Raw genomic sequence first — 25,066 nt, 5'->3', positions numbered from 1 at the left:
ATGACCGGCGCATGTTGAAACACGCGATCATCATAATCGCCATCGCGATGTCATGCGGTTGCGCTCAGCCTGATGCGCCAGAACAGCGCGTGGTCGAGACAAGGGAACCCCGTCCGACAACGACAGTGGCCGAGAAGGAGACGCCGGTAAGCGACCGGGATGCCGCGAAGCTATCGCGTGAGTTCGGTCTTTCAGGGTGTTCGGGCGTGACGCGTCTACGTGATGTTGAAGGCGATGGGCATTTTGCTGCAAGTTGGCGCGTCCGAGAGGGCGAACGATGCTTTCAAGGATGGTCCGAGCGGCAGCAGCGTTACTCTATCTTGGAGCATCTCGACGTGTCGCAGGACGAGCGCGACCGGCTTCCCTGGCTATGTGGAGAATCGGGGAGTCATGTTGCCGAATGCGCCAGCCAAGGATCCGACAGGACGTTGCTCATCGAACAGCCGCGCGGTGCAGATTTCCTGCTTTTTCGACGAATAACAAAGGCCGCGAAGTGAACGCACCCGCGAACTAACCCCCAAACCCCCCGAACACCCCATCCAGATACACCAGCGGATCGGTGTCCTCGCGCACCGCGACCGATTCGACCTCGCCGATGAAGATGCTGTGCGTGCCGAAGCGGTGCTCCTGCCTCAGCGCGCAGACGATCGAGGCTTGGGCGTGGGCCAGGCGCGGCGGGCCCTCGCCGTCGGTCAGCCAGGTGCCGGTGCGGAAGCGCAGCTCGCGCATGCGATAGTCGGAGAAGTGATGCGCCAGCTCCACATCGTCGCGGTGCAGCGCGTTGACGCAGAAATGCGTGCGCGTGCCGATCACCTGATGGATCGCGGCGCGTTCGTTGATGCACACCAGCAGGCTGGGCGGCTCCATCGCCAGGCTCGACACCGCCGTCGCGGTGATGCCCATCGGCGTGCCGTCGACATGGATGGTGACGATATGCACGGTCGATGCGATCGTGCGCATCGCGCGGCGGAAATTGTCGGCAAGGTCGCTTGCGGCCATGCGGGCGGCGATGGCATGGCGGGGCGAGAGGTGCAACCGGGTGACGCGCCCCGCCGGACGCCCATAGCAGGAGAGTGATCGCATGAAGACCCGCGCCGCCGTCGCATTCGAGGCGAAGCAGCCGCTGGAGATCGTCGAGCTCGATCTCGAAGGGCCGAAAGCCGGCGAGGTGCTGGTCGAGATCATGGCGACGGGCATCTGCCACACCGACGCCTACACGCTCGACGGCTTCGATTCGGAAGGCATTTTCCCGAGCGTGCTGGGGCATGAAGGGGCGGGCGTGGTGCGAGAGGTCGGCGCGGGCGTCGCCAGCGTGAAGCCGGGCGATCATGTCATCCCGCTCTACACCCCCGAATGCCGCCAGTGTAAATCGTGCCTCAGCGGCAAGACCAACCTGTGCACCGCGATCCGCGCGACGCAGGGCAAGGGGCTGATGCCCGACGGCACCACGCGGTTCAGCCACAAAGGCCAGCCGATCTATCACTATATGGGCTGCTCGACCTTCTCCAACTTCACCGTGCTGCCGGAGATCGCGGTGGCGAAGATCCGCGAGGACGCGCCGTTCAAGACCAGCTGCTATGTCGGCTGCGGGGTCACCACCGGCGTCGGCGCGGTGGTCAACACCGCCAAGGTGCAGGTGGGCGAGAAGGTGGTGGTGTTCGGGCTGGGCGGCATCGGCCTCAACGTCATCCAGGGCGCAAGGATGGTCGGCGCGGACGTCATCGTCGGCGTCGACATCAACTCTGATCGCGAGGAATGGGGCCGCCGGTTCGGCATGACCCACTTCATCGACGGCAAGGGCAAAACCCGTGAGGAGGTGATAGCCGAGGTGCTCCGGCTCACCGACGGCGGGGCGGACTACAGCTTCGATGCGACCGGCAATACCGAGGTGATGCGTACCGCGCTCGAATGCTGCCACCGCGGCTGGGGCACCAGCATCATCATCGGCGTGGCGGAGGCGGGCAAGGAGATCGCCACGCGCCCCTTCCAGCTCGTCACCGGGCGCAACTGGCGCGGCACCGCGTTCGGCGGCGCCAAGGGCCGCACCGACGTGCCCAGGATCGTCGACTGGTACATGGCGGGCAAGATCGAGATCGACCCGATGATCACCCATGTCCTGAGCCTCGAGGAGATCAACAAGGGCTTCGATCTGATGCACGCGGGCGAGAGCATCCGCAGCGTCGTGGTCTATTGAATCAACCAGGGGAGAGACTGACATGTTCAGCCATGTGATGCTCGGCGCCAACGACATGGCGGCGTCCAGGGCATTCTACGATGCGACGATCACCGCGCTGGGCGGCCGGCCGGGCCGCGAGGACGACAAGGGCCGCGTCTTCTACATGCACAATGGCGGCGTCTTCATGCTGTCCAAGCCGATCGACGGTGAGCCGGCGTGCCATGCCAATGGCGGCACGATCGGCTTCGCCGCCGACAACCCCGAAGCCGCCGACGCCTGGCACGAGGCGGGGCTGGCCGCCGGCGGCACCGCTATCGAAGACCCGCCCGGCATCCGCGAGGGCGCCTTCGGCAGCCTCTATCTCGCCTATCTGCGCGATCCGTGCGGCAACAAGATCTGCGCGATGCACCGCGTCGCCTGATGGCCGATACCCGCGACGCCCACGTCCTGACGCTCACCTGTGAAGACCGCGTCGGCATCGTCGCGGGCGTCACCGGCGCGCTCGCGGCGATCGGCGGGTTCATCCTCGACAGCCAGCAATATGCCGATCTGGAGACGGGGCGCTTCTTCATGCGCCTCGCCTTCACCGGCGGCGGCGATCCGCGCGCGGCGCTGGCCCCGGTGGCCGATCGCTTCGGCTTCGACTGGTCGCTGACCCGCGCCGAGGACCGCCCGCGCGTGCTGATCGCGGTGTCGAAGGGCTCGCACTGCCTGAACGACTTGCTCCACCGCCGCCAGACCGGCGCCTTGCCGGTCGAGGTCGCGGGCGTCGTCTCCAACCACCAGACGCTCCGCCCGCTGGTCGAATGGCACGGCCTGCCCTTCCACCACCTGCCCGTGAACGAGGACACCCGCGGAAGCCAGGAGGCCGCGCTCGATGCGCTGATGGCGGACGCCGACTATCTCGTCCTCGCCCGCTACATGCAGGTGTTGTCGCCCGCTTTGGTCGAGCGGCTGGCGGGGCGCTGCATCAACATCCATCACAGCTTCCTGCCGGGCTTCAAGGGCGCGCGGCCCTATCACCGCGCGCACGAACGCGGGGTGAAGCTGATCGGCGCGACCGCGCATTTCGTCACCAGCGATCTCGACGAGGGCCCGATCATCGAGCAGGCGGTGGAGCGCGTCGATCACCGCGCCTCGGTCGAGGACATGATCCGCATCGGCCGCGACATAGAGGCGCAGGTGCTCGCCCGCGCGGTCGCCTGGATCGGCGAGCGGCGCGTTCTCTTGAACGGCAACAGGACGGTGGTGTTTCGATGAGCATGGAAACGGTGAGCGAGGCCAGGGCGTTCGGCGGCACGCAGGGCGTGTACCGCCACGCCTCCGCCGTCACCGGCACGCCGATGACCTTCTCGGTCTTCGTCCCCCCGCACGAGGACGGCGCGAAGCTGCCGGTGCTCTGGTATCTCTCGGGCCTCACCTGCACCCACGCCAACGTCACCGACAAGGGCGAATATCGCCGCGCCTGCGTCGATCACGGCGTCATCTTCGTCGCCCCGGACACCAGCCCGCGCGGCGAAGGCGTGCCCGACGACGATGCCTACGACTTCGGCCAGGGCGCGGGCTTCTACGTCGATGCGACCGAAGCGCCCTGGGCCGAGCATTTCCGCATGAAATCGTACATCGAGGAGGAACTGCCCGGCCTGATCGCGCGCGAATTCGCCTGCGCGGACATGCAGCGCCAGTCGATCACCGGCCATTCGATGGGCGGCCACGGCGCGCTCACCATCGCGCTGCGCAATCCCGATCGCTTCAAAAGCGTGTCGGCCTTCGCGCCGATCGCGTCGCCCACCAACTGCCCCTGGGGCGAAAAGGCGCTCTCCGGCTATCTCGGCGCGGACCGCGAGGCGTGGCGCCTCTACGACGCCTGCACGCTCATCCGCGAAGGCGCGCGGGTGAAGGAGCTGCTGGTCGATCAGGGTGACGCCGACGTCTTCCTAAAGGAACAGCTCAAGCCCGAGCTGCTCGAGGCCGCCTGCCGCGAGGCCGGCATCGACCTCACGCTCCGCATCCAGCCGGGCTACGATCACAGCTATTATTTCATCGGCAGCTTCATGCGCAGCCATATCGAATGGCATGCGGAGCGGCTGCGGCGATAGGGGGACGATAATGGACATGTTCGGCAAGCGAGCCGCGAAGGCGCTGGCCTTCCTCCCCCTGCTGGCGCTGCTCGGCGCCGCGCCGGAGCCCCGGTGGCAGCCGATATTCGACGGCAGGACGCTCGATGGCTGGACCCCGAAGATCACCGGCCGCGCGGTCGGCGAGGACCCGCTCGCCATGTTCGTCGTGCACGACGGCGCGATCCGCATATCCCACGCCAACTATCCGCGCTTCGAGGGCGAGTTCGGCCACCTGTTCTGGAAGGAGCCGCTCGGCGCCTATCGCCTGCGGTTCGAATACCGCCTGTTCGGCGACACGCTGCCCGGCGTGAAGGTCTGGCAGCACACCAACAGCGGCGTGATGTTCCACGCCCAGCCGCCCGAGACGATGCGCCGCGACCAGGCCTTCCCCGTCAGCCTCGAAATGCAGCTGCTCGCCGTTCCGCGGCCGACGCGCGAACCGAGCGGGAATCTCTGCACGCCGGGCACCACCGTCCATATCGACGGCAAGCTTGATCCGCGGCACTGCATCCTGTCGTCCTCGCCGCTGATGCCCGTCGGCCGCTGGACCCGGGCGGAGATAGAGGTGCTGCCGGACGGGAAGATCACCCACCGCATCGATGGCGAGGCCGTCCTCCGCTACGACCATGCCGAGCTCGACCCGGCGGATGCCGATGCCAAGCCGCGCATCGCCGCGATGGGCGGCATGCTGAAGCTGACCCGCGGCTATATCGCGCTGCAGAGCGAGGGCCACCCGGTCGAATTCCGCAAGATCGAGCTGCAACGGCTCGATTGACCGGGCGCCCGCGCGCCGCCGCCGGCATTGTTATCTGCGGCCGTCGGGCATACTAGCCTCGCATCCCTCGCTTCTTTCGGAGTAACTGTGCAAGGCATCCACTTGCGTGGCGGCAGCGATGCGGCCCAGCCCAGCGCCCGCCGCGGCGATTTCACCACCGATCGCCGCGTGCTGCTGCTCGCGGCGATGGCGGTCGTGGTCGGCACCGGCGGCGCCTTCGCGGCTTGGCTGCTGCTCAAGCTGATCGCGCTGGTGACCAACCTCGCCTGGTTCGGCCGGCTGTCGGTCGCCGAAACCGATATCGCCGATACCACCGTCGGCCTCGCCGGCGTCGCCATCCCGGTGATCGGCAGCCTGATCGTCGGTCTGATCGCCCGCTACGGTTCGGAGAAGATCCGCGGCCACGGCATCCCGGAGGCGATCGAGACCATCCTCTACGGCGAAAGCAGGCTGTCGGCGAAGGTCGCGGTGCTCAAGCCCGTCTCTTCGGCGATCTCGATCGGCAGCGGCGGCCCGTTCGGCGCCGAAGGGCCGATCATCATGACCGGCGGCGCGATCGGATCGCTGTTCGCGCAATGCTTCCACCTGACCGCGGCGGAGCGCAAGACGCTGCTGGTCGCGGGCGCCGCGGCGGGGATGACCGCGATCTTCGGCACGCCCGTCGCCGCGGTGCTGCTCGCGGTCGAGGTGCTGCTGTTCGAATGGAAGCCGCGCAGCTTCGTGCCTGTGGTGGTCGGCGCGCTGGTCGCGATCGCCTGGCGGCCCCTGCTGATCGATCAGGGCGCGCTGTTCCCCTTCGCCTCGGCGATGCCGGTCACGGCGGCGGTGATCGCGCTGGCGATCGGCGTCGGCGCGCTCGCGGGCGCGCAGGCGGCGGGGCTGTCCGCGATGCTCTACCGGATAGAGGATCTGTTCCACCGCCTGCGGGTCCACTGGATGTGGTGGCCGGCGCTGGGCGCGGTCGCGGTCGGGCTGGGCGGGGTTCTGGACCCGCGCGTGCTCGGCGCGGGCTATGGCACCATCCAGGCGCTGCTCGACGGCGACATGATCGTGCGCGCGTTGCTGCTGCTGCTCGTGGTCAAGGCGGTGGTCTGGCTGATCGCGCTGGGATCGGGCACCTCGGGCGGCGTGGTCGCGCCGCTCCTGATCCTCGGCGGCGCGCTCGGCTGTCTGGAGGGGCAGTTCCTCCCCGGAAGCCCCGGCTTCTGGGCGCTGCTCGGCATGGCCGGAATCCTCGCCGGCGCGATGCGCGCGCCGCTCACCGGCGCGCTGTTCGCCGTCGAGCTGACCGGCCGGTTCGAGGCGCTGCCCGCGACATTGGCGGCGGCCGCAGCCGCCTATGCCGTGACGATCCTGATCAGCAAGCGATCGATCCTGACCGAGAAGATCGCCCGGCGCGGGCGTCACGTCCTCCAGGAATACGGCGTCAACCCGATCGAGCTGACCCCGGTTTCGGAGATCATGGTCGCGCCGGTCGAGACCCTGCCCCAGGACATGCCGGTCCGCGATGCGGTGGCCTTCTTCGAAAGCGCGGCGCTGCACCGTTCATACCCGGTGGTCGATGGCGAAGGCCGCCCCGTCGGCATGGTCTCGCGCAGCGACGCGCTGCGCTGGCGCGGAGAGCCCGAGCTCGCCGATGCGACGCTCGCCGAAAGCATGTCCGACGCCTCGCTCGCGGTGGCGTGCCCCGATGACCTGATCGGCGAGGTCGCGGACCGCATGATCGCGGCCGATTACGGCCGAATGCCGGTCGTCGACCGCGCCACGCGCAAGCTGGTCGGCCTCGTCGCCCGCCACGACATGCTCCGCGTGCGGGCGGGACAGCAGCACAGCGAAAAGGTCCGCTCGCGGTTCTAGGTCTTGTTCCGAAGAATAGCCGTCGCCCCTGCGAAGGCAGGGGCCTCAGTCGGCATACGCGGTACTGGATGTGCCACAAACCCAGCGGCCCCTGCCTTCGCAGGGGCGACGGACGCTGAGATAATGAGCGGACGAACTCACCCCCGCGCCTTCGCCTTGGCCCGCCACGCATGCAGCAGCGGTTCGGTATAGCCGTTGGGCTGGTCCACGCCTTCGAACACCAGCGCGCGCGCGGCCTGATAGGCCATGCTCGTCGCCGCGTTGCCCGCCATCGGCCGGTACAGCGGATCGCCCGCATTCTGCGCATCGACCTTCGCCGCCATGCGCTCGAACGCCGCGTCCACCTCCTCGGCGGTGCACACGCCGTGCAGCAGCCAGTTGGCGATCGCCTGCGATGAGATGCGCAGCGTCGCGCGGTCCTCCATCAGCCCGATATCGTTGATGTCGGGCACCTTGGAGCAGCCGACGCCCTGATCGATCCAGCGCACGACATAGCCGAGTATCCCTTGCGCATTGTTGTCGAGCTCGCGGCGCACCTCGTCAGGCGTCCAGTTGCGCCCCGCGGCGACCGGAATGGTCAGCAGCCGGTCGAGACCGGGGACCGCTTCGCCCTTTATCGCGCGCTGGCGGGCGAACACGTCGATCTGGTGATAATGCAGCGCGTGCAGCGTCGCGGCGGTGGGGCTGGGCACCCAGGCGGTGTTGGCGCCGCTGCGTGGATGGCCGATCTTCTGCTCGATCATGTCGCCCATCCGGTCGGGCGCGGCCCACATCCCCTTGCCGATCTGCGCGCGGCCCGAAAGCCCGCAGGCCAGACCGATGCGGACGTTGCGATCCTCATAGGCGGCGATCCAGTCGCTCGCCTTGATCTCCCCCTTGGGGATCATCGCACCCGCGCGCATCGATGTGTGGATCTCGTCGCCGGTGCGGTCGAGGAAGCCGGTGTTGATGAAGACGATGCGGTCCTTCACCGCATGGATGCACGCGGCGAGGTTGGCGGAGGTGCGCCGCTCCTCGTCCATCACGCCGACCTTGATGGTATGGCGTTCCAGCCCCAGCAGGTCCTCCACCGCGTCGAACAGGCGGTTGGTGAAACCGGCTTCCTCGGGCCCGTGCATCTTGGGCTTGACGATATAGATCGATCCCGCGCGGCTGTTCCTGAGCTTTCCGAGGTGCTTCAGGTCGTGCAGCCCGATCAGGCTGGTGACGATCGCGTCGAGCATGCCCTCGGGCGCCTCCGATCCGTCCGCCAGGCGGACCGCTGGGGTAGTCATCAGATGGCCGACATTGCGCACGAACAGCAGGCTGCGGCCGGGCAAGGTCGCATGGCTGCCGTCGCGCGCGACATAGTCGCGATCGGCGTTCAGCGTCCGCGTCACCTGCCGCCCGCCCTTGTCGAAGGTGTCGGCCAGGTCGCCGCGCATCAGCCCCAGCCAGTTGGCATAGGCGGCGACCTTGTCCTCGGCGTCGACCGCGGCGACCGAATCCTCCATGTCGATGATCGTCGTCAGCGCCGCTTCCAGGACGGCGTCGGCGATCCCCGCCGGATCGTCGCGGCCGATCGGATGGTCGCGGTCGATCACCAGCTCGATATGCAGCCCGTGATGCCTCAGCAGCGGATTGGCCCCGCGCATCCCCGCCTGCAGCGATTCGTCGGCCAGCTCGGGATCGCCGCCGGTCCAGTCGGCCCAGCTGCCTTGCGCAAGCGGCGCGATCTCGTCGAGCAGCGCCTTTGCGCGCGCGATCACCTCGGCGCCGCGTTCCGCGTCATAGCCGCCCGGCCTGGCTGCGCCGGGCAGCGCATCGGTGCCGTACAGCGCGTCGTACAGGCTGCCCCAGCGCGCGTTGGCGGCATTGAGGGCGAAGCGGGCGTTCAAGGAGGGGACGACGAGCTGCGGCCCCGCCATCCGCGCGATCTCTGGGTCGACATTCTCGGTGCCGATGGTGAACGGCGCCGGCTCGGGCGCGAGATAGCCGATCTCGCGCAGATAGCCCTGATACGCCGCCTGGTCGGTGATCGGACCCGGATTGGCGGCATGCCACGCGTCTAGCCTCGCCTGGATCTCGTCGCGCCTGGCCAGCAGCGCGCGGTTCTCCGGCGCGAACCGCGCGAAGATCTCCGCCGCGCCCGTCCAGAAGCCGTCCGGCGCGATGCCGGTGCCGGTGAGCGCCTTCGTCTCGATGAAATCGGCAAGAACCGGGGCGACCGAAAGGCCGGCGCGGCTGACATGATCTGGCATGTGTTCCCTCACTATGGGCGATCGTCGATGCGGGCCTGGGGAGGGCAGGGACCTCGCTTAGCCGCGCTCCGCCTCGGCCTCAAGGCCCTCGACCACCTCTTCGATGCGGGCGAGCATGATCTTCAGCCGCTCGATCTCGGCGGGCTTGAAGCTGGCGAAGATGCGCTTCTCATACTCCAGCGCCTTGGGCATCACCTCGGCATAGAGCTGCTCGCCCGCGCTCGTCAGCGACAGGAGGTGCGATCTGGCGTCGCCGGGGTTGGGCGTGCGCTTGATCAGCCCGCGATCGGCGAGCGCGATCGCCGCGCGGCTGACCGTCACCTTGTCCATCCGCGTGCGCCGGCCGATCGCCTGCTGGCTGATCGCCTCGGCCTCGGCGATCACCGCCACCAGCCGCCATTCGGGCACGCGCAGGCCGAACAGCGCCTCATAGGCGCCGGCGATCAGCTCGCTCACCATGTTGGAGGTGATCGACAGCCGATAAGGCAGGAAGGCGTCCAGCTTGAGGCGAGGCGTGGGCATCGCGCGATGCTAGCCTTTGACTCGGGTCAGGCAAGTCCCGTATATAGTAACAACTGAAACTATTGCCGAGATGTCACATGCGCGAAGATCGAGAAGTTCGAGAAAACCCGATGGGCCTGGACGGCTTCGAATTCGTCGAATTCACCGGCCCCGATCCCGAAGCGCTGGCCGATCTGTTCGTGAAGATGGGCTTCACCCACGTCGCCACGCACAAGTCGAAGAACGTCCGCCGCTACGCGCAGGGGGACATCAACTTCCTCCTGAACATGGACAGCGGCGGCCAGGTCGCCGGCTTCCGCGAGGCGCACGGCCCTTCGGCCAACGCGATGGCGTTCCGCGTCGCGGACGCGCGCAAGGCGCTCGAACTCGCGGCAGAGCGCGGCGCGGTGCCGGTGCGCGGCGAACGCGGCCCCGGCGAGCTCGACATCCCGGCGATCGAGGGGATCGGCGGCGCCAATCTCTACCTCGTCGACCGCCACGGCGGAGAGACCATCTACGACGTCGATTTCGAGCCCGTCGCGGGCGCGTCGGCGGACGACAACAGCGTCGGCCTCCACACGCTCGACCACCTGACCCACAACCTGAAACGCGGGCGGATGGACTATTGGGCGGACTATTACGAACGCATCTTCAACTTCCGCCAGATCCGCTATTTCGACATCGAAGGGCAGGCGACCGGCCTCTTCTCCAAGGCGATGACCGCGCCCGACGACAAGATCCGCATCCCCCTCAATGAAAGCCAGGACGAGCATTCGCAGATCGAGGAGTTCATCAAGGACTATAAGGGCGAGGGCATCCAGCACCTCGCGCTCGCGACCGATGACATCTTCAAGACGGTCGATGCGCTGCGCGCCAACGGCATCCGTTTCCAGGACACGCCCGATACCTATTTCGACCTGATCGACAAGCGCCTGCCCGGCCACGGCCACGACGTCGCCGAGATGCGCAAGCGCAAGGTCCTGATCGACGGTGCCCCCGAGACCGGCGGCGGCCTGCTGCTGCAGATCTTCACCGAGAACATGGTCGGCCCGATCTTCTTCGAGATCATCCAGAGGAAGGGCAATGAAGGCTTCGGCGAGGGCAACTTCAAGGCGCTGTTCGAATCGATCGAATTGGATCAGATCAGGCGCGGCGTGGTGCCGGCGAAGGCGGAAGCCTGACCCACAGGAGATCGTCACCCCGGACTTGTTCCGGGGTCCATCTCTCCACAGGCACGGCATCCGTTTGAGGCATGATGGATGCCGGAACGAGTCCGGCATGACGGTGGAGGACCACGTGGAGTTCAGGCGCAAGTGACCGACTTCATCCCCGGCTTCGGCAATCATATCGCCACGGAGGCGATCGCCGGCGCGCTTCCCGTCGGCCGCAATTCGCCGCAGAAGCCCGCCTTCGGCCTCTATGCCGAACAGCTCTCCGGCACCGCCTTCACCGCGCTGCGGCATGAGAACCGCCGGAGTTGGCTCTACCGCCTGCGCCCCTCCGCCGAGCATCCGCCTTACGCGCGCTACGAGGGCGCCAAGCTGTTCGCCCCCGGCACGGTCGACGATCCCCTGCCGCCCAACCGCTTGCGCTGGGATCCTCTCGCAATGCCGGAGGAACCGACCGACCTGATCGACGGCATGGTGACGATGCTCGCCAATCGAGACCCCGCATCGCTGGAGGGCGTCGCAGTCCACATCTACCGCGCCGACAGCGATATGGAGCGCCGCTGCTTCGTCGACGCCGACGGCGAATTGCTGTTCATCCCCCAACAGGGCCGGATGACGCTGCTGACCGAGCTGGGCCGCATCGATATCGCCCCCGGCCAGGTCGCGCTGATCCCGCGCGGCGTGCGTTTCCGCGCGTTGCTGCCCGATGGCGGCGCCCGCGGCTATGTCGCGGAAAACCATGGCAGTTTGTTCCGCCTGCCCGATCTCGGCCCGATCGGCTCGAACGGCCTCGCCAACCCGCGCGACTTCGAAACGCCGGTCGCCTGGTTCGAGGATGTCGAGGGCGATTACGAGCTGGTCCAGAAATATCTCGGCTCGCTCTGGACGACCACGCTCGACCATTCGCCGCTCGACGTCGTCGCCTGGCACGGCAACCTCGCGCCGTGGCGCTATGACCTGACGCGCTTCAACGTGATCGGGACGGTCAGCTTCGACCATCCCGATCCGTCGATCTTCACCGTCCTCACCAGTCCCAGCGACGTGCCGGGCCGCGCCAATGCCGATTTCGTCATCTTCCCGCCGCGCTGGATGGTGGCGGAGGACACGTTCCGCCCGCCCTGGTTCCATCGCAACGTCATGTCGGAGGCGATGGGGCTGATCCACGGCGCCTATGACGCCAAGGCCGATGGTTTCGCCCCCGGCGCGCTGTCGCTCCACAACATGATGGCCGGCCACGGCCCCGATGTCGCCAGCTGGAAGGGCGCGAGCGAGGCCGCGCTCAAGCCGCACAAGATCGAAGGGACGATGGCCTTCATGGTCGAGAGCTGCTGGGCCTACCGGCCGACGCGGTTCGCGCTCGATCACGCCCAGCCCGATTACGACGCGGTATGGGGTGGCTTTCCCAAGGCCCAGCTGCCATCACGCTGATCCACTGACCAGGGAGAGCCCATGAAACTGGCGAGCCTCAAGCATGGCCGCGACGGCAAGCTCGTCGTCGTTTCGAACGATCTCGCCTGGTATGCCGATGCGGGGCACATCGCGCCGACGCTGCAGGGGGCGCTGGACGATTGGGATCGGCTGGAAGTCGACCTCCGCAACCTTGCGACCGATCTCGATCACGGCGTGATCCCTCGCGAGAGGTTCCACGAGCACGACGCGGCGGCGCCCTTGCCGCGCGCCTATCAATGGGCCGACGGCTCCGCCTATGTGAATCATGTCGCGCTGGTGCGGCAGGCGCGCGGGGCGGAGATGCCCGACAGCTTCTGGCACGATCCGCTGATGTACCAGGGCGGATCGGACGGCTTTCTCGGCCCGCGCGACCCGATCCCGCTCGCCGACGAAAGCTGGGGCTGCGATCTGGAGGCCGAGGTGGTTGTCGTCACCGGCGACGTGCCGCTTGGCGCCAGCCGCGAGGAGGCGCTGGACGCGGTTCGCCTGGTCGGCCTCACCAACGATGTTTCCTTGCGCAACCTCATCCCCGGCGAACTCGCCAAGTGCTTCGGCTTCTTCCAGTCCAAGCCGGCCAGCGCCTTCTCGCCGGTGTTCGTCACCCCCGATTCGCTCGGCGACTGGTGGCAGGGCGGCAAGCTGCACAGGAAGCTGATGGTCGATTTGAACGGCGAGCCGTTCGGCCGGGCCGAGGCTGGGGAGGATATGACCTTCGATTTCGGTGTGTTGCTATCGCACGCGGCGAAGACGCGCGCGCTGGGGGCGGGGACGATCATCGGATCGGGAACGGTCAGCAACCGCGACGAGAGCGGTGGGCCGGGCAAGCCGATCGCCGAAGGCGGGGTCGGCTATTCGTGCCTGGCGGAACTCCGCACGGTCGAGACGATCACCGGCGGCAAGCCGGTGACGCCGTTCCTCAAGGCCGGCGACACCGTGCGCATCTGGGCGGAGGACGACCGCCACCACCCGATCTTCGGCGTGATCGAGCAAGTGGTGGAATAGCGCCGTCGCCCCTGCGAAGGCAGGGGCCGCCGTGTTCGTGGCACAGCGGACATCGCGCATGCCGCCTGCGGCCCCCGCCTTCGCGGGGGCGACGGGCTTACCGCGCCGCCATCTCGCTCTTGCGCAGACCCAGACGGGCGAGGTCGTGCGACCAGGCCGGACGGTGATCGCCGAGCTCGAGCAGCACGTTGTCGGTCGCCAGCACCTCCCGGTACATCGCCTTGGCCTGGTCGGTACGGCCGGTGCGCGCGTAGATCGCGGCGAGGTTGATCATCACCGAAGGCTCGCCGGGCTCGGCGACGCGCGCGGCGTCAAGCTCGCTCTCGGCGAGCAGCAGCTTGCCGTCGGCGATCTGCTGATAGCCATATTCCTGCGCGAACGCGGGGGCCGAAACCATCGCCAGCGCCGCCACCGCAAATCCGATCCGCATCGCATCCTCCGTTCATGACAGTTTTGTTACACTCTCATGTCATATTTGCGTCACAAAGTCGAGGATTTGCGTGATCCATTCGGCGCATTCGTGCGTTGGCGCGGGCATGATCCGGCTATTCCATGTCAGCGACATCCATTTCGGCGCGGAGGATGCGGGCGCGCTCGCCTGGTTCGAGGCCTGCGTCGCCAAGGAGCGGCCCGACGCCGTCGTCATGACCGGCGACCTGACGATGCGGGCGCGCTCACACGAATTCGAGGAGGCGGGCGAGTGGCTCGCCTCGCTCGGCGTGCCGGTGACGGTCGAGGTCGGCAACCACGACCTCCCTTATTTCAACCCCTTCGCCCGCATCGCGCAGCCCTATCGCCGCTACCGCAAGGTCGAACGGCTGGTCGAGCGGCCGCTCGACATCAAGGGCGTGGCGATCGTGCCGCTTCGCACCACGGCGCGGTTCCAGTGGCGGCTCAACTGGTCCAAGGGCCATGTCAGCGGCAAGCAGCTGGCGAAGACGCTGGCCATCATCGACGGCATCGACAAGGAGACCGCGATCCTGGTCGCCTGCCACCATCCGCTGATCGACCAGGGCACGCATTCGAGCGGCGACACGACGGGCGGCGCCGAAGCATTGGCGGCGCTGGCCAGGGCGGGCGCGGACGCGGTGCTGACCGGCCATGTCCACGATCCCTTCGACGTCGAGCATGAGGTCGACGGCGCGCCGATCCGCCTGATCGGCGCCGGCACCCTCTCCGAACGCACCCGCGCCAGCCCGCCCGCCTTCAACGAGCTGCGCATCGCCCAGGGCGAGATCGAGACGATCCTCAGGACGATGTCGCCGCTGCCCGAGATCGAGCTGCCGGTCGAGGAGGGGGTGGAGATCGAGACGGCGGGCTAGGCGCTCTTTTTTGCCCACTACCGCACATCATTACCGTCATGCCGGACCTGTTCCGGCATCCATCTCTCCAGATGGTCCGACCTGCGTTGTTGGGCGCGATGAAACTCGTGTCCGTCTTTTCAGCCCAAGCTTTGTCACCCCTGCGAAGGCAGGGGTCCATCAGCACTCGCCATCCAGGGATGAGCGACTTGGAGAGGTTGGATAGGCCCCTGCCTTCGCAGGGGCGACAGCATCGTGGCAGGCAACAAAAAGGGCGGCCCCGACATGTCGGACCGCCCTTCGCAATCGAATGAATTCGCTCAGCGCTTCGAGAACTGGAAGCTGCGGCGCGCCTTGGCGCGGCCGTACTTCTTGCGCTCGACCGCGCGGCTGTCGCGGGTCAGGAAGCCCGCCGCCTTCACGGGGCCGCGCAGCGCCGGCTCGTAGCGGGTCAGCGCCTGGCTGATGCCGTGCTTCACCGCGCCGGCCTGGCCCGAAAGCCCGCCGCCCTTGACCGTGCAGACCACGTCATACTGCTCGCGGCGATCGGTGATGTCGAACACCTGGTTGATGACCAGGCGCAGCGTCGGGCGCGCGAAATAGGTTTCCTGATCGCGGCCGTTGACCGTGATCTTGCCCGATCCCGGCTTCAGCCAGACGCGGGCGACCGCGTCCTTGCGGCGGCCGGTGGCGTAGGCGCGGCCCTGCTTGTCGATCTGCTGCTCGCGCAGCGGGGTGGTGGGCTGGGGCGCGACGACGGCCTCGGTGGCGGCATCGGCGGATGCCGGGGCCGCGCTTTCGGGCTGGGCGGTCTGCGCCGGGGCTTCGGCCGCCTGCTTGGTCAGGTTGCCGAGATCGGCGAGGGACTGGCGATTGTCGGACATCAGTTGCCCACCTTGTTCTTGCGATTCATGCTGCCGATGTCGAGGACCTCGGGGTTCTGGGCTTCGTGCGGATGCTCGCTGCCCTTGTAGATGCGCAGGTTGCGCATCTGCTGGCGGCCCAGCGGCCCGCGCGGGATCATCCGCTCGATCGCCTTTTCCAGCACGCGCTCGGGGAAGCGGCCCTCGAGCACCTTGCCCGCGGTGATCCCCTTGATGCCGCCGGCATAGCCGGTGTGCTTGTAATAGACCTTGTCGGCCAGCTTCTTGCCGGTGAAGCGCACCTTGTCCGCGTTGATGATGATGACATTGTCACCGCAATCGACATGCGGGGTGAAGCTCGGCTTGTGCTTGCCGCGCAGGACGTTGGCGATGATCGTCGCCGCGCGGCCGACCACCAGGCCGTCGGCGTCGACGATATGCCACTTCTTCTCCACCTCGTGCGGCTTGGCCGCCTTGGTGGTCTTCAACAGCGCCTTCATGGGCTATGGACCTTTTCGAAACGAATGACGCCGCCCGGATGAACAGGCGGCGTTGACGAGCGGCCTATTCGCGGTGAGCGGGCGAAAAGTCAAGCAGCGCGCGGGCTTCTTGACGGGTATTATGATACCCGGTCGTGATCCGGCATGTCGAGAAGGCCGTCCGCGACCCATCCCGCATAGGCGGCGCTCGCCGATGCGGGCCAATCGACGATGGCGGGCAGGTCGTAGCTGTGCAGCCCGGCGATCCGATCGCGCAGCGCGGCGACATGGGCGGCGTCGGTCTTGAACAGCACGGCGATCTCGTCGGCGCGCTCGATCTCGCCCCGCCAGCGATAGATCGATCGGATCGGCCCGAGGATGTTGGCGCAGGCGGCGAGCCGTTCCTCGACCGTCAGCGCGGCGATGCGTTCGGCCTCGGCCGCGTCGGCGAACACCGCATAGACCAGGGCCAGATCGGTCATCGCGCGCGTCCGGCGGCGTGCGCGGCCCATGCGGCGCCGGCGACGACCAGCGCGCCGACCGCCTGGTGCAGCACCGCGAGGGTGATGGCGACGCCCGTCCACACCGTCGCGATGCCCAGGATGATCTGGATGCCGAACGCGCTGTGCAGGGCGATCGAGGCCCGGCGGTCTCCGGCGCGTTTCGCCGCGCGCGCCAGCACGACCAGCGCGGCGACCGCCACCCAGGCCCACCAGCGGTGGATCCAGTGGATCAGGAAGGGATCGTTGGCGATCGCGTCGAGCAGCGGCCGCGCGGCGATCACCTCGGAGGGGAAGAAGCGGCCGTTCATCAGCGGCCACTCGTCGGTGACGAGGCCGGCGTTGAGCCCCGCGGTCCAGGCGCCGAACAGCAGCTGCACGAACAGGATCAGCCCGGCGACCGCCGACAGCCGCGTCAGGCGGGCGGGTCGCGCCGCCGGATCGTGCGCCAGCGCGCGCAGGTCGAGCGCGGTCCACACCAGCCCCGCCAGGATGAACAGCGCGGTCAGGAGGTGCGCCGCCAGGCGGAAATGGCTGACGTCGGTCCGCTCGCTCAGGCCCGATGCGACCATCCACCAGCCGACCGCGCCCTGCAGCCCGCCCAGCGCGAGCAGCGCCGCCAGCCGCCAGCCATAGCCGGCGGGAATCGCCCGCTTCCATGCGAACCAGGCGAGCGGCAGCGCGAAGGCGAGGCCGATCAGCCGGCCGAGCAGCCGGTGGATATATTCCCAGAAGAAGATGAACTGGAACTCGCCCAGCGTCATGCCGCGGTTGAGCTGCCGATATTCCGGGATCTGCTTGTAGGCGTCGAACGCCGCCTGCCACTCGGCGTGGCTGAGCGGCGGGATGGCGCCGGTCACCGGCTTCCACTCGGTGATCGACAGCCCCGATTCGGTCAGCCGCGTGATCCCGCCGACCACCACCATCGCGAACACCAGCACCGCGACCGCGAGCAGCCAGTTGGCGATGGCGATGGGGCGAACGGCAGGCGTTTCCATGACGCCGCGCTATGCCGCCGCGGGCACGCCGCGACAAGACCGCCCGCTCAGCGCGAAAATTTGTTCATGTGATATTGTAACCTCACATCATTGGTGGCATATCCGTGCCAGCCATGGCGCACAGCGAATCCCTCTTCCGCAGCCTTGACCGGTGGGCGATCGGCCTTTCGGGCATTTGCCTGGCGCATTGCCTGGCGACGGCGGTGCTGCTCGGCGTCGCCTCGGCATTGGGGGGCATATTGTCGAGCCCGCTGATCCATGAGGGCGGGCTGGCGCTGGCGCTCGTCTTCGGCATCGTCGCGATGGGGCGGGGCATCTTCACCCACGGCTATATGATGCCGCCGGCGATCGGTTCGCTCGGGCTCGGCGTGATGGCCGGCGCGCTGACGCTGCCGCACGGCGAGGGCGAGATCCTGGCCACCTTGATCGGCGTCGGCCTGCTCGCGCTGGGGCACGATCTCAACCGCCGCGCGGTCATCTGACGCCGCTTGCCGCGCGCGTTCCGCGCGCCTAGATTTCCTCCATGGCCGCCTCCGCACATACCCATCACGAGCATCACGGCGCCGATCTGTCGCGCGCCGCGCAGGCGACGCTCGAGCAGGCGGGCGAGCAATGGACCGATCTGCGCGCGCAGATCTTCGACGTGCTGGCGAAGTTCGACAAGCCGGCGAGCGCCTATGACATCGCCGATGGCGTATCCAAGGCGGCGGGGCGGCGGATCGCGCCCAACACCGTCTATCGCATCCTCGATCTGTTCGTCGGCGCCAACCTCGCGCGGCGGGTCGAAAGCTCGAACGCCTACATCGCCAACGCGCATCCCGATTGCCTGCACGACTGCATCTTCCTGGTGTGCGATTCGTGCGGGCAGACGACGCATCTCGACGATGATAGCATCACCAAGACGGTTCGCTCGGCCGCCAAGGCGACCGGCTTCGCGCCCGTCCGCCCGGTGATCGAGGTGCGCGGCAAATGCGCCGATTGCGAGGACGATCAGGCGGCCGGCTGATCGCGATCTGAAAGGACGAACTCCAAGGCTTTTTTCGCTTTCCTACACCTAACCATATAGGTTATCATGTAGGCATGCGGAAAACTCGGGTGATTCGTTCCAGAACCTTCCTGGCAATGCGCCTGTCCTTGGGGCGGCGGCGGAATGGCGGGCGCATCGGTTTGAGCCTCAAATTTCTCAAATGGGTCAACTCGCGCCGCTCCGTGGCGGGGAAGAACATGCGCTTGAGGGGCAAAACCCTCGAATGTGTCAACTTGCGAGCCGCGTGTCGGCGCTGCCCGCCGCCGCCGGCGCGGCCCTCTCAAAATCGTCAACTTGCGCCATTCCCGGCCGGGAGGCGGGCGGCCGCCGGTGCCAATCGACACCGGTTCTCGGCTGGGCTAAATATCGGCAATGTCAGATAGTCCATCGACGCCGCTGCTCGACACGGTCGCCACCCCCGTCGACCTGCGCCGCCTGAAGCCCGAACAGCTCCGCCAGCTCGCCGACGAATTGCGCGCGGAGGTGATCGCCGCGGTCGGCGTCACCGGCGGGCATCTCGGCTCCGGGCTCGGCGTGGTCGAGCTGACCACGGCGATCCATTACGTCTTTGACACCCCGCGCGACCGGCTGGTGTGGGACGTCGGCCACCAATGCTATCCGCACAAGATCCTGACCGGCCGCCGCGACCGCATCCGAACGCTGCGCATGGGCGGCGGCCTGTCGGGCTTCACCAAGCGCAGCGAGAGCGAGTACGATCCCTTCGGCGCGGCGCACAGCTCGACCTCGATCTCCGCCGCTTTGGGCTTCGCCGTCGCCAACAAGCTGGCTGGCACGCCCGGCAAGGCGATCGCGGTGATCGGCGACGGCGCGATGTCCGCCGGCATGGCCTATGAGGCGATGAACAACGCGGAAGCCGCGGGCAACCGGCTGATCGTCATCCTCAACGACAACGACATGTCGATCGCGCCGCCGGTCGGCGGGCTGTCGGCCTATCTCGCGCGGATGGTGTCCAGCTCGGAATATCTGGGGCTCAGGAGCTTCGCCAAGAAGATCACCCGGCGGCTGTCGCGCCGCGTCCACAACGCCGCGGAGAAGGCCGAGGAGTTCACCCGCGGCTGGGTGACCGGCGGCACGCTGTTCGAGGAGCTCGGCTTCTACTATGTCGGCCCGATCGACGGCCACAATCTCGATCACCTGATCCCGGTGCTGGAGAATGTCCGCGACAGCGAGCAGGGACCGATCCTGGTCCATGTCGTGACCAAGAAGGGCAAGGGCTATGCCCCCGCCGAGGCGTCGGCCGACAAATATCACGGCGTGCAGAAGTTCGACGTGATCACCGGCGCGCAGGCCAAGGCGCCGCCGGGGCCGCCCGCCTATCAGAACGTCTTCGGCGAGACGCTGGCGAAGCTCGCCGAGACCGACGATCGCATCTGCGCGATCACCGCGGCGATGCCCTCGGGCACCGGCGTCGACAAGTTCGCGAAGGCGCATCCGGATCGCGCCTTCGATGTCGGCATCGCCGAGCAGCACGCCGTCACCTTCGCCGCGGGCCTCGCCGCGCAGGGGATGCGGCCCTTCTGCGCGATCTACTCGACCTTCCTCCAGCGCGCCTATGATCAGGTGGTGCACGACGTCGCGATCCAGAACCTGCCGGTGCGCTTCGCCATCGACCGCGCCGGGCTGGTCGGCGCCGACGGCGCCACCCATGCCGGATCGTTCGACGTCACCTATCTCGCGACCCTGCCCAACTTCGTCGTGATGGCGGCCGCCGACGAGGCGGAACTGGTGCACATGGTCAAGACCTGCGCCGAACATGACGCCGGCCCGATCGCGGTGCGCTATCCGCGCGGCAACGGCGTCGGCGTGCCGCTGCCGGAGGTTCCGCAGGTGCTGGAGATCGGCAAGGGCCGCGTCGTCCGCGAAGGCCACAAGGTCGCGATCCTCTCGCTCGGCACCCGGCTCGGCGAAGCGCTCAAGGCCGCCGACGCGCTCGACGCCCGGGGCCTCTCCACCACCGTCGCCGATCTCCGCTTCGCCAAGCCGCTGGACGAGGCGCTGATCCGCAGGCTGCTCGCGACGCACGAGGTGTGCGTGACGATCGAGGAGGGCGCGATCGGCGGCCTCGGCGCGCATGTCCTGACCTACGCCAGCGACGAGGGCCTGATCGACGCGGGCCTCAAGCTGCGCACCATGCGCCTGCCCGACACCTTCCAGGACCAGGACAAGCCCGAGCTGCAATATGACGAGGCCGGACTGAACGCCCAGCACATCGTCGATACGGTGTTGAAGGCGCTCCGCCACAATTCTGGCGGCGTGGTGGAGGCGCGGGCTTAGGCGGGATCAGTCGAGCAGACCCGTGATCGCCGCAAGTGCTCCGTTCAGCTTTTCGAAGATCGCTGGATCGAGTGCGCCTATATGTTCATCGACCTTGTCGCGCGGCACTGCCGAGAGCTTATCGACCATAATCTGAGACGGCTTGCGGAGGCCGTTGTTCTGGTCCGGCAAAAGATCGATGCGATAGACGGCGGGCGGTTGGATATCGCTGGTCAACGGGCAGACAAGGACACTTTCCAGGTGATCCAGGAAATTTGATTGCACGATGACGGCCGGGCGCGGCTTGCCATAGGTTCCATGCATCGCGACGGTGACCAAATCGCCGCGCTTCAATCAATATCCTTCCAACTATCCGCAGCGACCGCCTCGATCCAGCGGAGGGCTTCCTTCTCGCCGGCTGAGTTTCTGATCGCCTCCGCTTCGCGCTCGATGCGCGCCCGTACCTCCGGATTTCGGAAATCGGGAACCCACAGCCGAATTTCGCGTAACCCCTGGGCCCGCTTGCGCGCGCGATATGCACGAAACTTGTCGGTGCGCTTGGGACTCAGATCATTCATCGGCGGAAAGGTAGCGCGCTACCGGTCTGGCCGCAAGCTATCCCAGATAATGCTCCGTCGCCGCGTCGGTCCCGCTGATCGCCAGGATGGTGCGCGCCTCGCTCACCGGGCGGGGGCGGCCCTTGGCGGCGGTCGAGGCCAGGATCACGCGGTCGAGCAGCTTCTGGCCTTCCTCCCACCAGCCGATGCCGCTCGCGGCGTTCAGATGTCCCTGCGGGCCGGCGTCGACGAAATGGCTGCCCCAGGCGCTGGCGAGGTTGCGGGCGTGGCCGATCTCGATCCACGGATCGTCGCTGCTCGCCACCAGGATCGAGGGGAAGGGGAGGATGGTCGTCGGCGAGGGCGCGAACGCCTTCAGCGAATCCGGGGCGGTTTCGCGATCGACATCGGCCGGCGCGACCAGCAGCGCGCCCGCCACCGGCCAGCCATAGGGCTGCCCCGAAAGCTCGGCCCACCAGGCGACCGCGAGGCAGCCCAGGCTGTGCGCCGCCAGCACCACCGGCCAGCGCGCCTGGCGGATCGCCTGGTCGAGCTTGGTCACCCAGGCGTTGCGATGCGGCGTCGCCCACATGCCGAGCTCGACCCGGCTCGTGTCCGGGCGCGACTGTTCCCATAATGTCTGCCAGTGCGAAGGACCGGAGCCGTTGAGGCCGGGCACGGTCAGGATCACCGGTTCGATGCCGTCGGGATGGTCGGTGCGAGCCATGTCGATCTCCGTTGGATGGGAGCCGAAGACCGGCCGCGCGGCAATGGGGAGCTGACCCGCGCGACCGATCCCCGCCTGTCGCCTACATAATTCCTACTAAGTTAGTAGGCAATAGGCTCGCGACGATTTGAGGCAGTCGAGCGCCAAGCGGAAGACCGTTGCTTCCCACTTGCGCAGGATATACATTTGCGAATGTATATCCATGGAGGACAAAACATGATCGTCGCACGCTGGGGCAATAGTTTGGCCGTCCGCATTCCCGCCGATGTCGTGCGGGAACTGGGATTGAAGGAAGGGGACGATGTCGACTTGCAAGCGCTGGATTCGGGCGCTGTGGCGATCATTACCGAACAGCAGCGCCGCAAGGCGCTGATCCAGCGCATGCGCAAGCTCGCCGTACCCTTCCCCAAGGACTACAAGTTCGATCGCGATGAAGCGAACGCGCGTTGAGGCGGGCCTTCTTCGACAGCAATGTGCTGCTTTATGGCTATGCCTTCGCCGATCCGCGTTCACTGCGCGCTCAAGCCATTCTCGAGGAAGGTGGCGCTATAAGCGTACAATGCCTCAACGAGTTTGCATCGGTGGCGCGCCGCAAGCTCGGTATGGGGTTTGACCGGATCGGCGAAGCGCTCTCCATTGTCACCGGACTGTGCCATCCCATTTTGCCGCTCGACACCGACCTGCATCGGTTGGGTCTGATGATCGCCGACGAGAAGCGGCTGTCCGTTTATGATGGCATGATCGTCGCCGCGGCTTTCATGGCGGATTGCGACATCCTCTATTCGGAAGACATGCAGCACGGCCTCGTCATCGACGGCCGTTTGCGCATCGTGAATCCCTTCCATGCCTAAACACCGCGCCGACCAACTCCTCGTCGATCGCGGGCTCGTCGAAAGCCGTGCGCGCGCGCAGGCGCTGATCCTGGCGGGGCTGGTGTTCTCGGGCGACCGGCGGATCGACAAGGCGGGGCAGCAGCTTTCGCCGGATGCGCCGCTCGATGTGCGCGGGCGCGATCACCCCTGGGTGTCGCGCGGCGGGATCAAGCTCGCCCATGCGCTCGACCATTTCGGCTGGGACGTCGCGGACGCGGTGGCGATCGACGTCGGCTCGTCGACCGGCGGCTTCACCGACGTATTGCTGACCAAAGGCGCGGCCCGCGTCTATGCGGTCGACAGCGGCACCAACCAGCTCGCCTGGAAGCTGCGGCAGGATTCTCGCGTCGTCGTCCATGAAAAAACCAGCGCGCGCATCTTGACCGCCGCGCACATCCCGGAACCGATCGACCTGGTCGTCTGCGACGCCAGCTTCATCGGGCTTGCGAAAGTACTTGAAAAGCCGCTCGATTTCGTCAAACCCGGCGGCCAGCTGATCGCGCTGATAAAACCGCAGTTCGAGGCGGGGCGCGATGAGGTCGGCAAAGGCGGGGTGGTGCGTGACGCCGCCGTTCATGAACGCGTCATTCAGCAAGTGGTTGAATGGATACAGTCTCGGGGCTGGCGTGTTGGGGGCGTCGTTCCCAGCCCGATTACCGGACCGGAGGGTAATGTTGAATTCCTGCTCGCGGCGACGCGGATCGCCGCATTCTAGCCCCGCTTGCCAAGAAGGCGCACGCGCCGTAGCGGCAACCTTATCCATGCGAACCCTAGCTCTGGGCGCTCTCGCCCTCGCCACTGCCGCTTGCGGCAACTCGGACGCCCAGACCAAGGCCGGTCGCGAGCCGCCGCTGGTGACCGCCGCCGCGGTCCAGCCGACCCGCTTCGTCGAGCGGATCGAGGCGGTCGGAACGGCGCGCGCCAACGAACAGGTGACGCTCACCGCGCCGGTGACCGAGCGCATCGTCCGCTTGAACTTCAGCGACGGTGAATATGTCTCGCGCGGGCAGACCATCGCCACGCTGGCGACGGGGCAGGAGACCGCCCAGCTCGCCCAGGCGAGCGCCGTGGCGCGCGAGGCGAACAAGCAGCTCGATCGGCTGGAGGCGTTGCGCGCCCGCGGTTTCGCCACCGCGAGCGCGGTCGATCAGCAGACCGCGCTCGCCGGCCAGGCGCGTGCGCAGGCGTCGGAAGCGCGCGCCTCGATCAGCGATCGGGTCATTCGCGCGCCCTTCAGCGGCTATGCGTCGCTTCGCAACATCTCGGCGGGCGCGGTGGTGAGCGCGGGGACGGAGATCGCGACGATCAGCGACATCTCGCGGATCAAGCTCGATTTCACCGTGCCCGAGACCCTGCTCTCGGCGATCGCGCCCGGACAGCCGATCGAGGCGCGCTCGGCCGCCTATCCCGAACAGCCCTTCCGGGGGTCGATCGACACGATCGATCCCGTGCTCAATCCCGAAACCCGCGCGGTCACCGTGCGCGCGATCCTGCCCAACATTGATCGCAAGCTGAAGCCCGGCATGCTGCTGACCGTCGGCATCGAATCCGCCGCGCGCACCTCGCCGGCGGTGCCGGAGCTCGCCATCGTCGGTGAAGGCCAGGACAGTTTCGTCTTTACGCTCGACAAGGGCGTCGCCCGGCGGACCAAGGTCGCAACCGGGCTGCGCCAGAACGGCATGGTGGAGGTGACCGACGGCCTGCGCCCCGGCACGCGCGTGGTCACCGAAGGCGTGGTCAAGCTGACCGACGGCCAGCGGGTGCGCCTGGCGGGCGCGCAGAACGCGCAGCCGGCGCGGCCGCAAGTGCAGGCAGGGAACTAGGCTCCAAACTCGGTTAGAACAGGGATCGTGATCGCCCATGGAAGGCCACCGACAAGAAGCGCAGCGCAGTCGCGTAGCTGACGCTACGCGCAAGCAAGCGACGGATGTGCAGGCCGCCGTGTCCCCCGGACACGGCTGGAACGATGCGGGGCATCGTTCCACCTGCACATCCGGTGGCCTTCCATGGGCGACCGCCTCCGGCGGCGGGCGGCTTTTGGCGCCATGCGGCGTCGGGGCTCCCCGCAAAGTATTACTTTGCGGGGGCCCGGCCGCGCGTCGGTCACGATGCTTCGGCATCGCTCCCTCCTTGCTCCTAGCCTGGCGCCAAAATCCGCTCCGTCACGACCCTGTTCTAA

The 25,066-nt window shown here is 67.4% G+C and carries 29 protein-coding genes; 18 read left to right on the top strand and 11 right to left on the bottom strand.

Annotated features, from left to right (window positions below; genetic code table 11):
* The first annotated feature begins 11 nt into the window (after positions 1–11).
* Positions 12–497, top strand: coding sequence for a hypothetical protein (locus D1610_RS16800; RefSeq protein ID WP_147414263.1), 486 nt, complete (start codon positions 12–14; stop codon positions 495–497).
* A 13-nt stretch (positions 498–510) separates the two neighbouring features.
* Here D1610_RS16800 and D1610_RS04720 read toward each other — a convergent pair whose 3' ends face one another.
* Complete coding sequence (locus D1610_RS04720; protein ID WP_182466701.1) at positions 511–999, bottom strand: flavin reductase family protein; 489 nt, start codon at positions 997–999, stop codon at positions 511–513.
* Between the two features lie 82 nt (positions 1,000–1,081).
* Between D1610_RS04720 and D1610_RS04715 the strand changes: the two genes are divergently transcribed.
* From D1610_RS04715 to D1610_RS04690, 6 genes are all read left to right on the top strand, one after another.
* Positions 1,082–2,194: an S-(hydroxymethyl)glutathione dehydrogenase/class III alcohol dehydrogenase gene (locus D1610_RS04715; protein WP_118863021.1), complete on the top strand. Its 1,113-nt coding sequence runs from the start codon at positions 1,082–1,084 to the stop codon at positions 2,192–2,194.
* Between the two features lie 22 nt (positions 2,195–2,216).
* Positions 2,217–2,597 (top strand): VOC family protein, encoded by a 381-nt coding sequence (locus tag D1610_RS04710; protein ID WP_118863020.1) that lies wholly within the window; start codon positions 2,217–2,219, stop codon positions 2,595–2,597.
* A complete protein-coding gene (purU, locus tag D1610_RS04705) occupies positions 2,597–3,436 on the top strand; it encodes a formyltetrahydrofolate deformylase (protein ID WP_118863019.1) in 840 nt (279 codons plus the stop codon). The genes D1610_RS04710 and purU overlap by 1 nt, the downstream gene beginning before the upstream one ends.
* Positions 3,433–4,275 (top strand): S-formylglutathione hydrolase, encoded by an 843-nt coding sequence (gene fghA / locus D1610_RS04700; RefSeq protein WP_118863018.1) that lies wholly within the window; start codon positions 3,433–3,435, stop codon positions 4,273–4,275. Before purU ends, fghA begins: the two co-directional genes overlap by 4 nt.
* Before the next feature lie 10 nt (positions 4,276–4,285).
* Positions 4,286–5,071, top strand: a complete 786-nt coding sequence (locus D1610_RS04695) for a 3-keto-disaccharide hydrolase (protein ID WP_222926938.1) — start codon at positions 4,286–4,288, stop codon at positions 5,069–5,071.
* Positions 5,072–5,257: 186 nt separating this feature from the next.
* On the top strand, positions 5,258–6,928 hold the full coding sequence (locus tag D1610_RS04690) for a chloride channel protein (protein WP_118863691.1): 1,671 nt from the start codon (positions 5,258–5,260) through the stop codon (positions 6,926–6,928).
* A 137-nt stretch (positions 6,929–7,065) separates the two neighbouring features.
* Here the strand turns inward: D1610_RS04690 and D1610_RS04685 are convergent, their stop codons facing one another.
* Together D1610_RS04685 and D1610_RS04680 are read right to left on the bottom strand one after the other, a co-directional pair.
* The gene (locus D1610_RS04685; protein WP_118863017.1) at positions 7,066–9,168 is read right to left on the bottom strand and encodes a malate synthase G; all 2,103 of its coding nucleotides are present in this window, start codon (positions 9,166–9,168) and stop codon (positions 7,066–7,068) included.
* Positions 9,169–9,225: 57 nt separating this feature from the next.
* The gene (locus tag D1610_RS04680) at positions 9,226–9,690 is read right to left on the bottom strand and encodes a MarR family winged helix-turn-helix transcriptional regulator (RefSeq protein ID WP_182466700.1); all 465 of its coding nucleotides are present in this window, start codon (positions 9,688–9,690) and stop codon (positions 9,226–9,228) included.
* Between the two features lie 77 nt (positions 9,691–9,767).
* On the opposite strand from D1610_RS04680, the gene hppD reads away from it, so the two are divergent.
* The 3 genes from hppD (at position 9,768) to D1610_RS04665 (ending at position 13,289) form a co-directional block, all read left to right on the top strand.
* The gene (gene hppD, locus D1610_RS04675) at positions 9,768–10,850 is read left to right on the top strand and encodes a 4-hydroxyphenylpyruvate dioxygenase (protein ID WP_118863016.1); all 1,083 of its coding nucleotides are present in this window, start codon (positions 9,768–9,770) and stop codon (positions 10,848–10,850) included.
* A 132-nt stretch (positions 10,851–10,982) separates the two neighbouring features.
* The gene (gene hmgA / locus D1610_RS04670) at positions 10,983–12,266 is read left to right on the top strand and encodes a homogentisate 1,2-dioxygenase (RefSeq protein ID WP_118863015.1); all 1,284 of its coding nucleotides are present in this window, start codon (positions 10,983–10,985) and stop codon (positions 12,264–12,266) included.
* A gap of 21 nt (positions 12,267–12,287) precedes the next feature.
* Positions 12,288–13,289, top strand: coding sequence for a fumarylacetoacetate hydrolase family protein (locus D1610_RS04665; RefSeq protein ID WP_118863014.1), 1,002 nt, complete (start codon positions 12,288–12,290; stop codon positions 13,287–13,289).
* A 97-nt stretch (positions 13,290–13,386) separates the two neighbouring features.
* Here D1610_RS04665 and D1610_RS04660 read toward each other — a convergent pair whose 3' ends face one another.
* Positions 13,387–13,719 (bottom strand): tetratricopeptide repeat protein, encoded by a 333-nt coding sequence (locus tag D1610_RS04660; protein ID WP_118863013.1) that lies wholly within the window; start codon positions 13,717–13,719, stop codon positions 13,387–13,389.
* 106 nt (positions 13,720–13,825) lie between these two features.
* On the opposite strand from D1610_RS04660, the gene D1610_RS04655 reads away from it, so the two are divergent.
* On the top strand, positions 13,826–14,611 hold the full coding sequence (locus D1610_RS04655; RefSeq protein WP_118863689.1) for a metallophosphoesterase family protein: 786 nt from the start codon (positions 13,826–13,828) through the stop codon (positions 14,609–14,611).
* Between the two features lie 299 nt (positions 14,612–14,910).
* On the opposite strand, the gene rpsI is transcribed toward D1610_RS04655, so the two are convergent.
* The 4 genes from rpsI to D1610_RS04635 form a co-directional block, all read right to left on the bottom strand.
* Complete coding sequence (gene rpsI / locus D1610_RS04650) at positions 14,911–15,474, bottom strand: 30S ribosomal protein S9 (RefSeq protein ID WP_118863012.1); 564 nt, start codon at positions 15,472–15,474, stop codon at positions 14,911–14,913.
* Complete coding sequence (gene rplM / locus D1610_RS04645) at positions 15,474–15,953, bottom strand: 50S ribosomal protein L13 (protein WP_118863011.1); 480 nt, start codon at positions 15,951–15,953, stop codon at positions 15,474–15,476. Before rplM ends, rpsI begins: the two co-directional genes overlap by 1 nt.
* 119 nt (positions 15,954–16,072) lie before the next feature.
* Positions 16,073–16,414 (bottom strand): divalent-cation tolerance protein CutA, encoded by a 342-nt coding sequence (gene cutA, locus D1610_RS04640; RefSeq protein ID WP_118863688.1) that lies wholly within the window; start codon positions 16,412–16,414, stop codon positions 16,073–16,075.
* Positions 16,411–17,430: a COX15/CtaA family protein gene (locus D1610_RS04635; protein WP_118863010.1), complete on the bottom strand. Its 1,020-nt coding sequence runs from the start codon at positions 17,428–17,430 to the stop codon at positions 16,411–16,413. The genes cutA and D1610_RS04635 overlap by 4 nt, the downstream gene beginning before the upstream one ends.
* Before the next feature lie 113 nt (positions 17,431–17,543).
* Between D1610_RS04635 and D1610_RS04630 the strand changes: the two genes are divergently transcribed.
* The 3 genes from D1610_RS04630 (at position 17,544) to dxs (ending at position 20,752) form a co-directional block, all read left to right on the top strand.
* Positions 17,544–17,912, top strand: coding sequence for a MerC domain-containing protein (locus D1610_RS04630; RefSeq protein WP_118863009.1), 369 nt, complete (start codon positions 17,544–17,546; stop codon positions 17,910–17,912).
* A 41-nt stretch (positions 17,913–17,953) separates the two neighbouring features.
* Positions 17,954–18,436, top strand: coding sequence for a Fur family transcriptional regulator (locus D1610_RS04625; protein WP_118863008.1), 483 nt, complete (start codon positions 17,954–17,956; stop codon positions 18,434–18,436).
* Positions 18,437–18,829: 393 nt separating this feature from the next.
* Positions 18,830–20,752, top strand: a complete 1,923-nt coding sequence (gene dxs, locus D1610_RS04620) for a 1-deoxy-D-xylulose-5-phosphate synthase (RefSeq protein WP_118863007.1) — start codon at positions 18,830–18,832, stop codon at positions 20,750–20,752.
* 6 nt (positions 20,753–20,758) lie between these two features.
* Here dxs and D1610_RS04615 read toward each other — a convergent pair whose 3' ends face one another.
* From D1610_RS04615 to D1610_RS04605, 3 genes are read right to left on the bottom strand one after another with little or no spacing between them, the layout of a single operon-like run.
* Complete coding sequence (locus D1610_RS04615) at positions 20,759–21,085, bottom strand: type II toxin-antitoxin system PemK/MazF family toxin (RefSeq protein ID WP_118863006.1); 327 nt, start codon at positions 21,083–21,085, stop codon at positions 20,759–20,761.
* Positions 21,082–21,309 (bottom strand): antitoxin MazE-like protein, encoded by a 228-nt coding sequence (locus D1610_RS04610; protein WP_118863005.1) that lies wholly within the window; start codon positions 21,307–21,309, stop codon positions 21,082–21,084. The genes D1610_RS04615 and D1610_RS04610 overlap by 4 nt, the downstream gene beginning before the upstream one ends.
* A 37-nt stretch (positions 21,310–21,346) precedes the next feature.
* Positions 21,347–22,015, bottom strand: coding sequence for an RBBP9/YdeN family alpha/beta hydrolase (locus D1610_RS04605; protein WP_118863004.1), 669 nt, complete (start codon positions 22,013–22,015; stop codon positions 21,347–21,349).
* A 216-nt stretch (positions 22,016–22,231) separates the two neighbouring features.
* On the opposite strand from D1610_RS04605, the gene D1610_RS04600 reads away from it, so the two are divergent.
* The 4 genes from D1610_RS04600 to D1610_RS04585 are packed head-to-tail and all read left to right on the top strand — an operon-like array spanning position 22,232 to position 24,710.
* A complete protein-coding gene (locus D1610_RS04600; RefSeq protein ID WP_118863003.1) occupies positions 22,232–22,465 on the top strand; it encodes an AbrB/MazE/SpoVT family DNA-binding domain-containing protein in 234 nt (77 codons plus the stop codon).
* Positions 22,462–22,866, top strand: coding sequence for a PIN domain-containing protein (locus D1610_RS04595; protein ID WP_118863002.1), 405 nt, complete (start codon positions 22,462–22,464; stop codon positions 22,864–22,866). Before D1610_RS04600 ends, D1610_RS04595 begins: the two co-directional genes overlap by 4 nt.
* Positions 22,859–23,602, top strand: a complete 744-nt coding sequence (locus D1610_RS04590; protein ID WP_118863001.1) for a TlyA family RNA methyltransferase — start codon at positions 22,859–22,861, stop codon at positions 23,600–23,602. Before D1610_RS04595 ends, D1610_RS04590 begins: the two co-directional genes overlap by 8 nt.
* Before the next feature lie 46 nt (positions 23,603–23,648).
* Positions 23,649–24,710: an efflux RND transporter periplasmic adaptor subunit gene (locus D1610_RS04585; protein ID WP_118863000.1), complete on the top strand. Its 1,062-nt coding sequence runs from the start codon at positions 23,649–23,651 to the stop codon at positions 24,708–24,710.
* Positions 24,711–25,066: the final 356 nt, after the last annotated feature.

Origin of the sequence: Sphingomonas gilva, assembly GCF_003515075.1 — a bacterium.
GTDB lineage: Bacteria > Pseudomonadota > Alphaproteobacteria > Sphingomonadales > Sphingomonadaceae > Sphingomonas > Sphingomonas gilva.
This window is presented reverse-complemented; position numbering and strand designations above follow the sequence as displayed.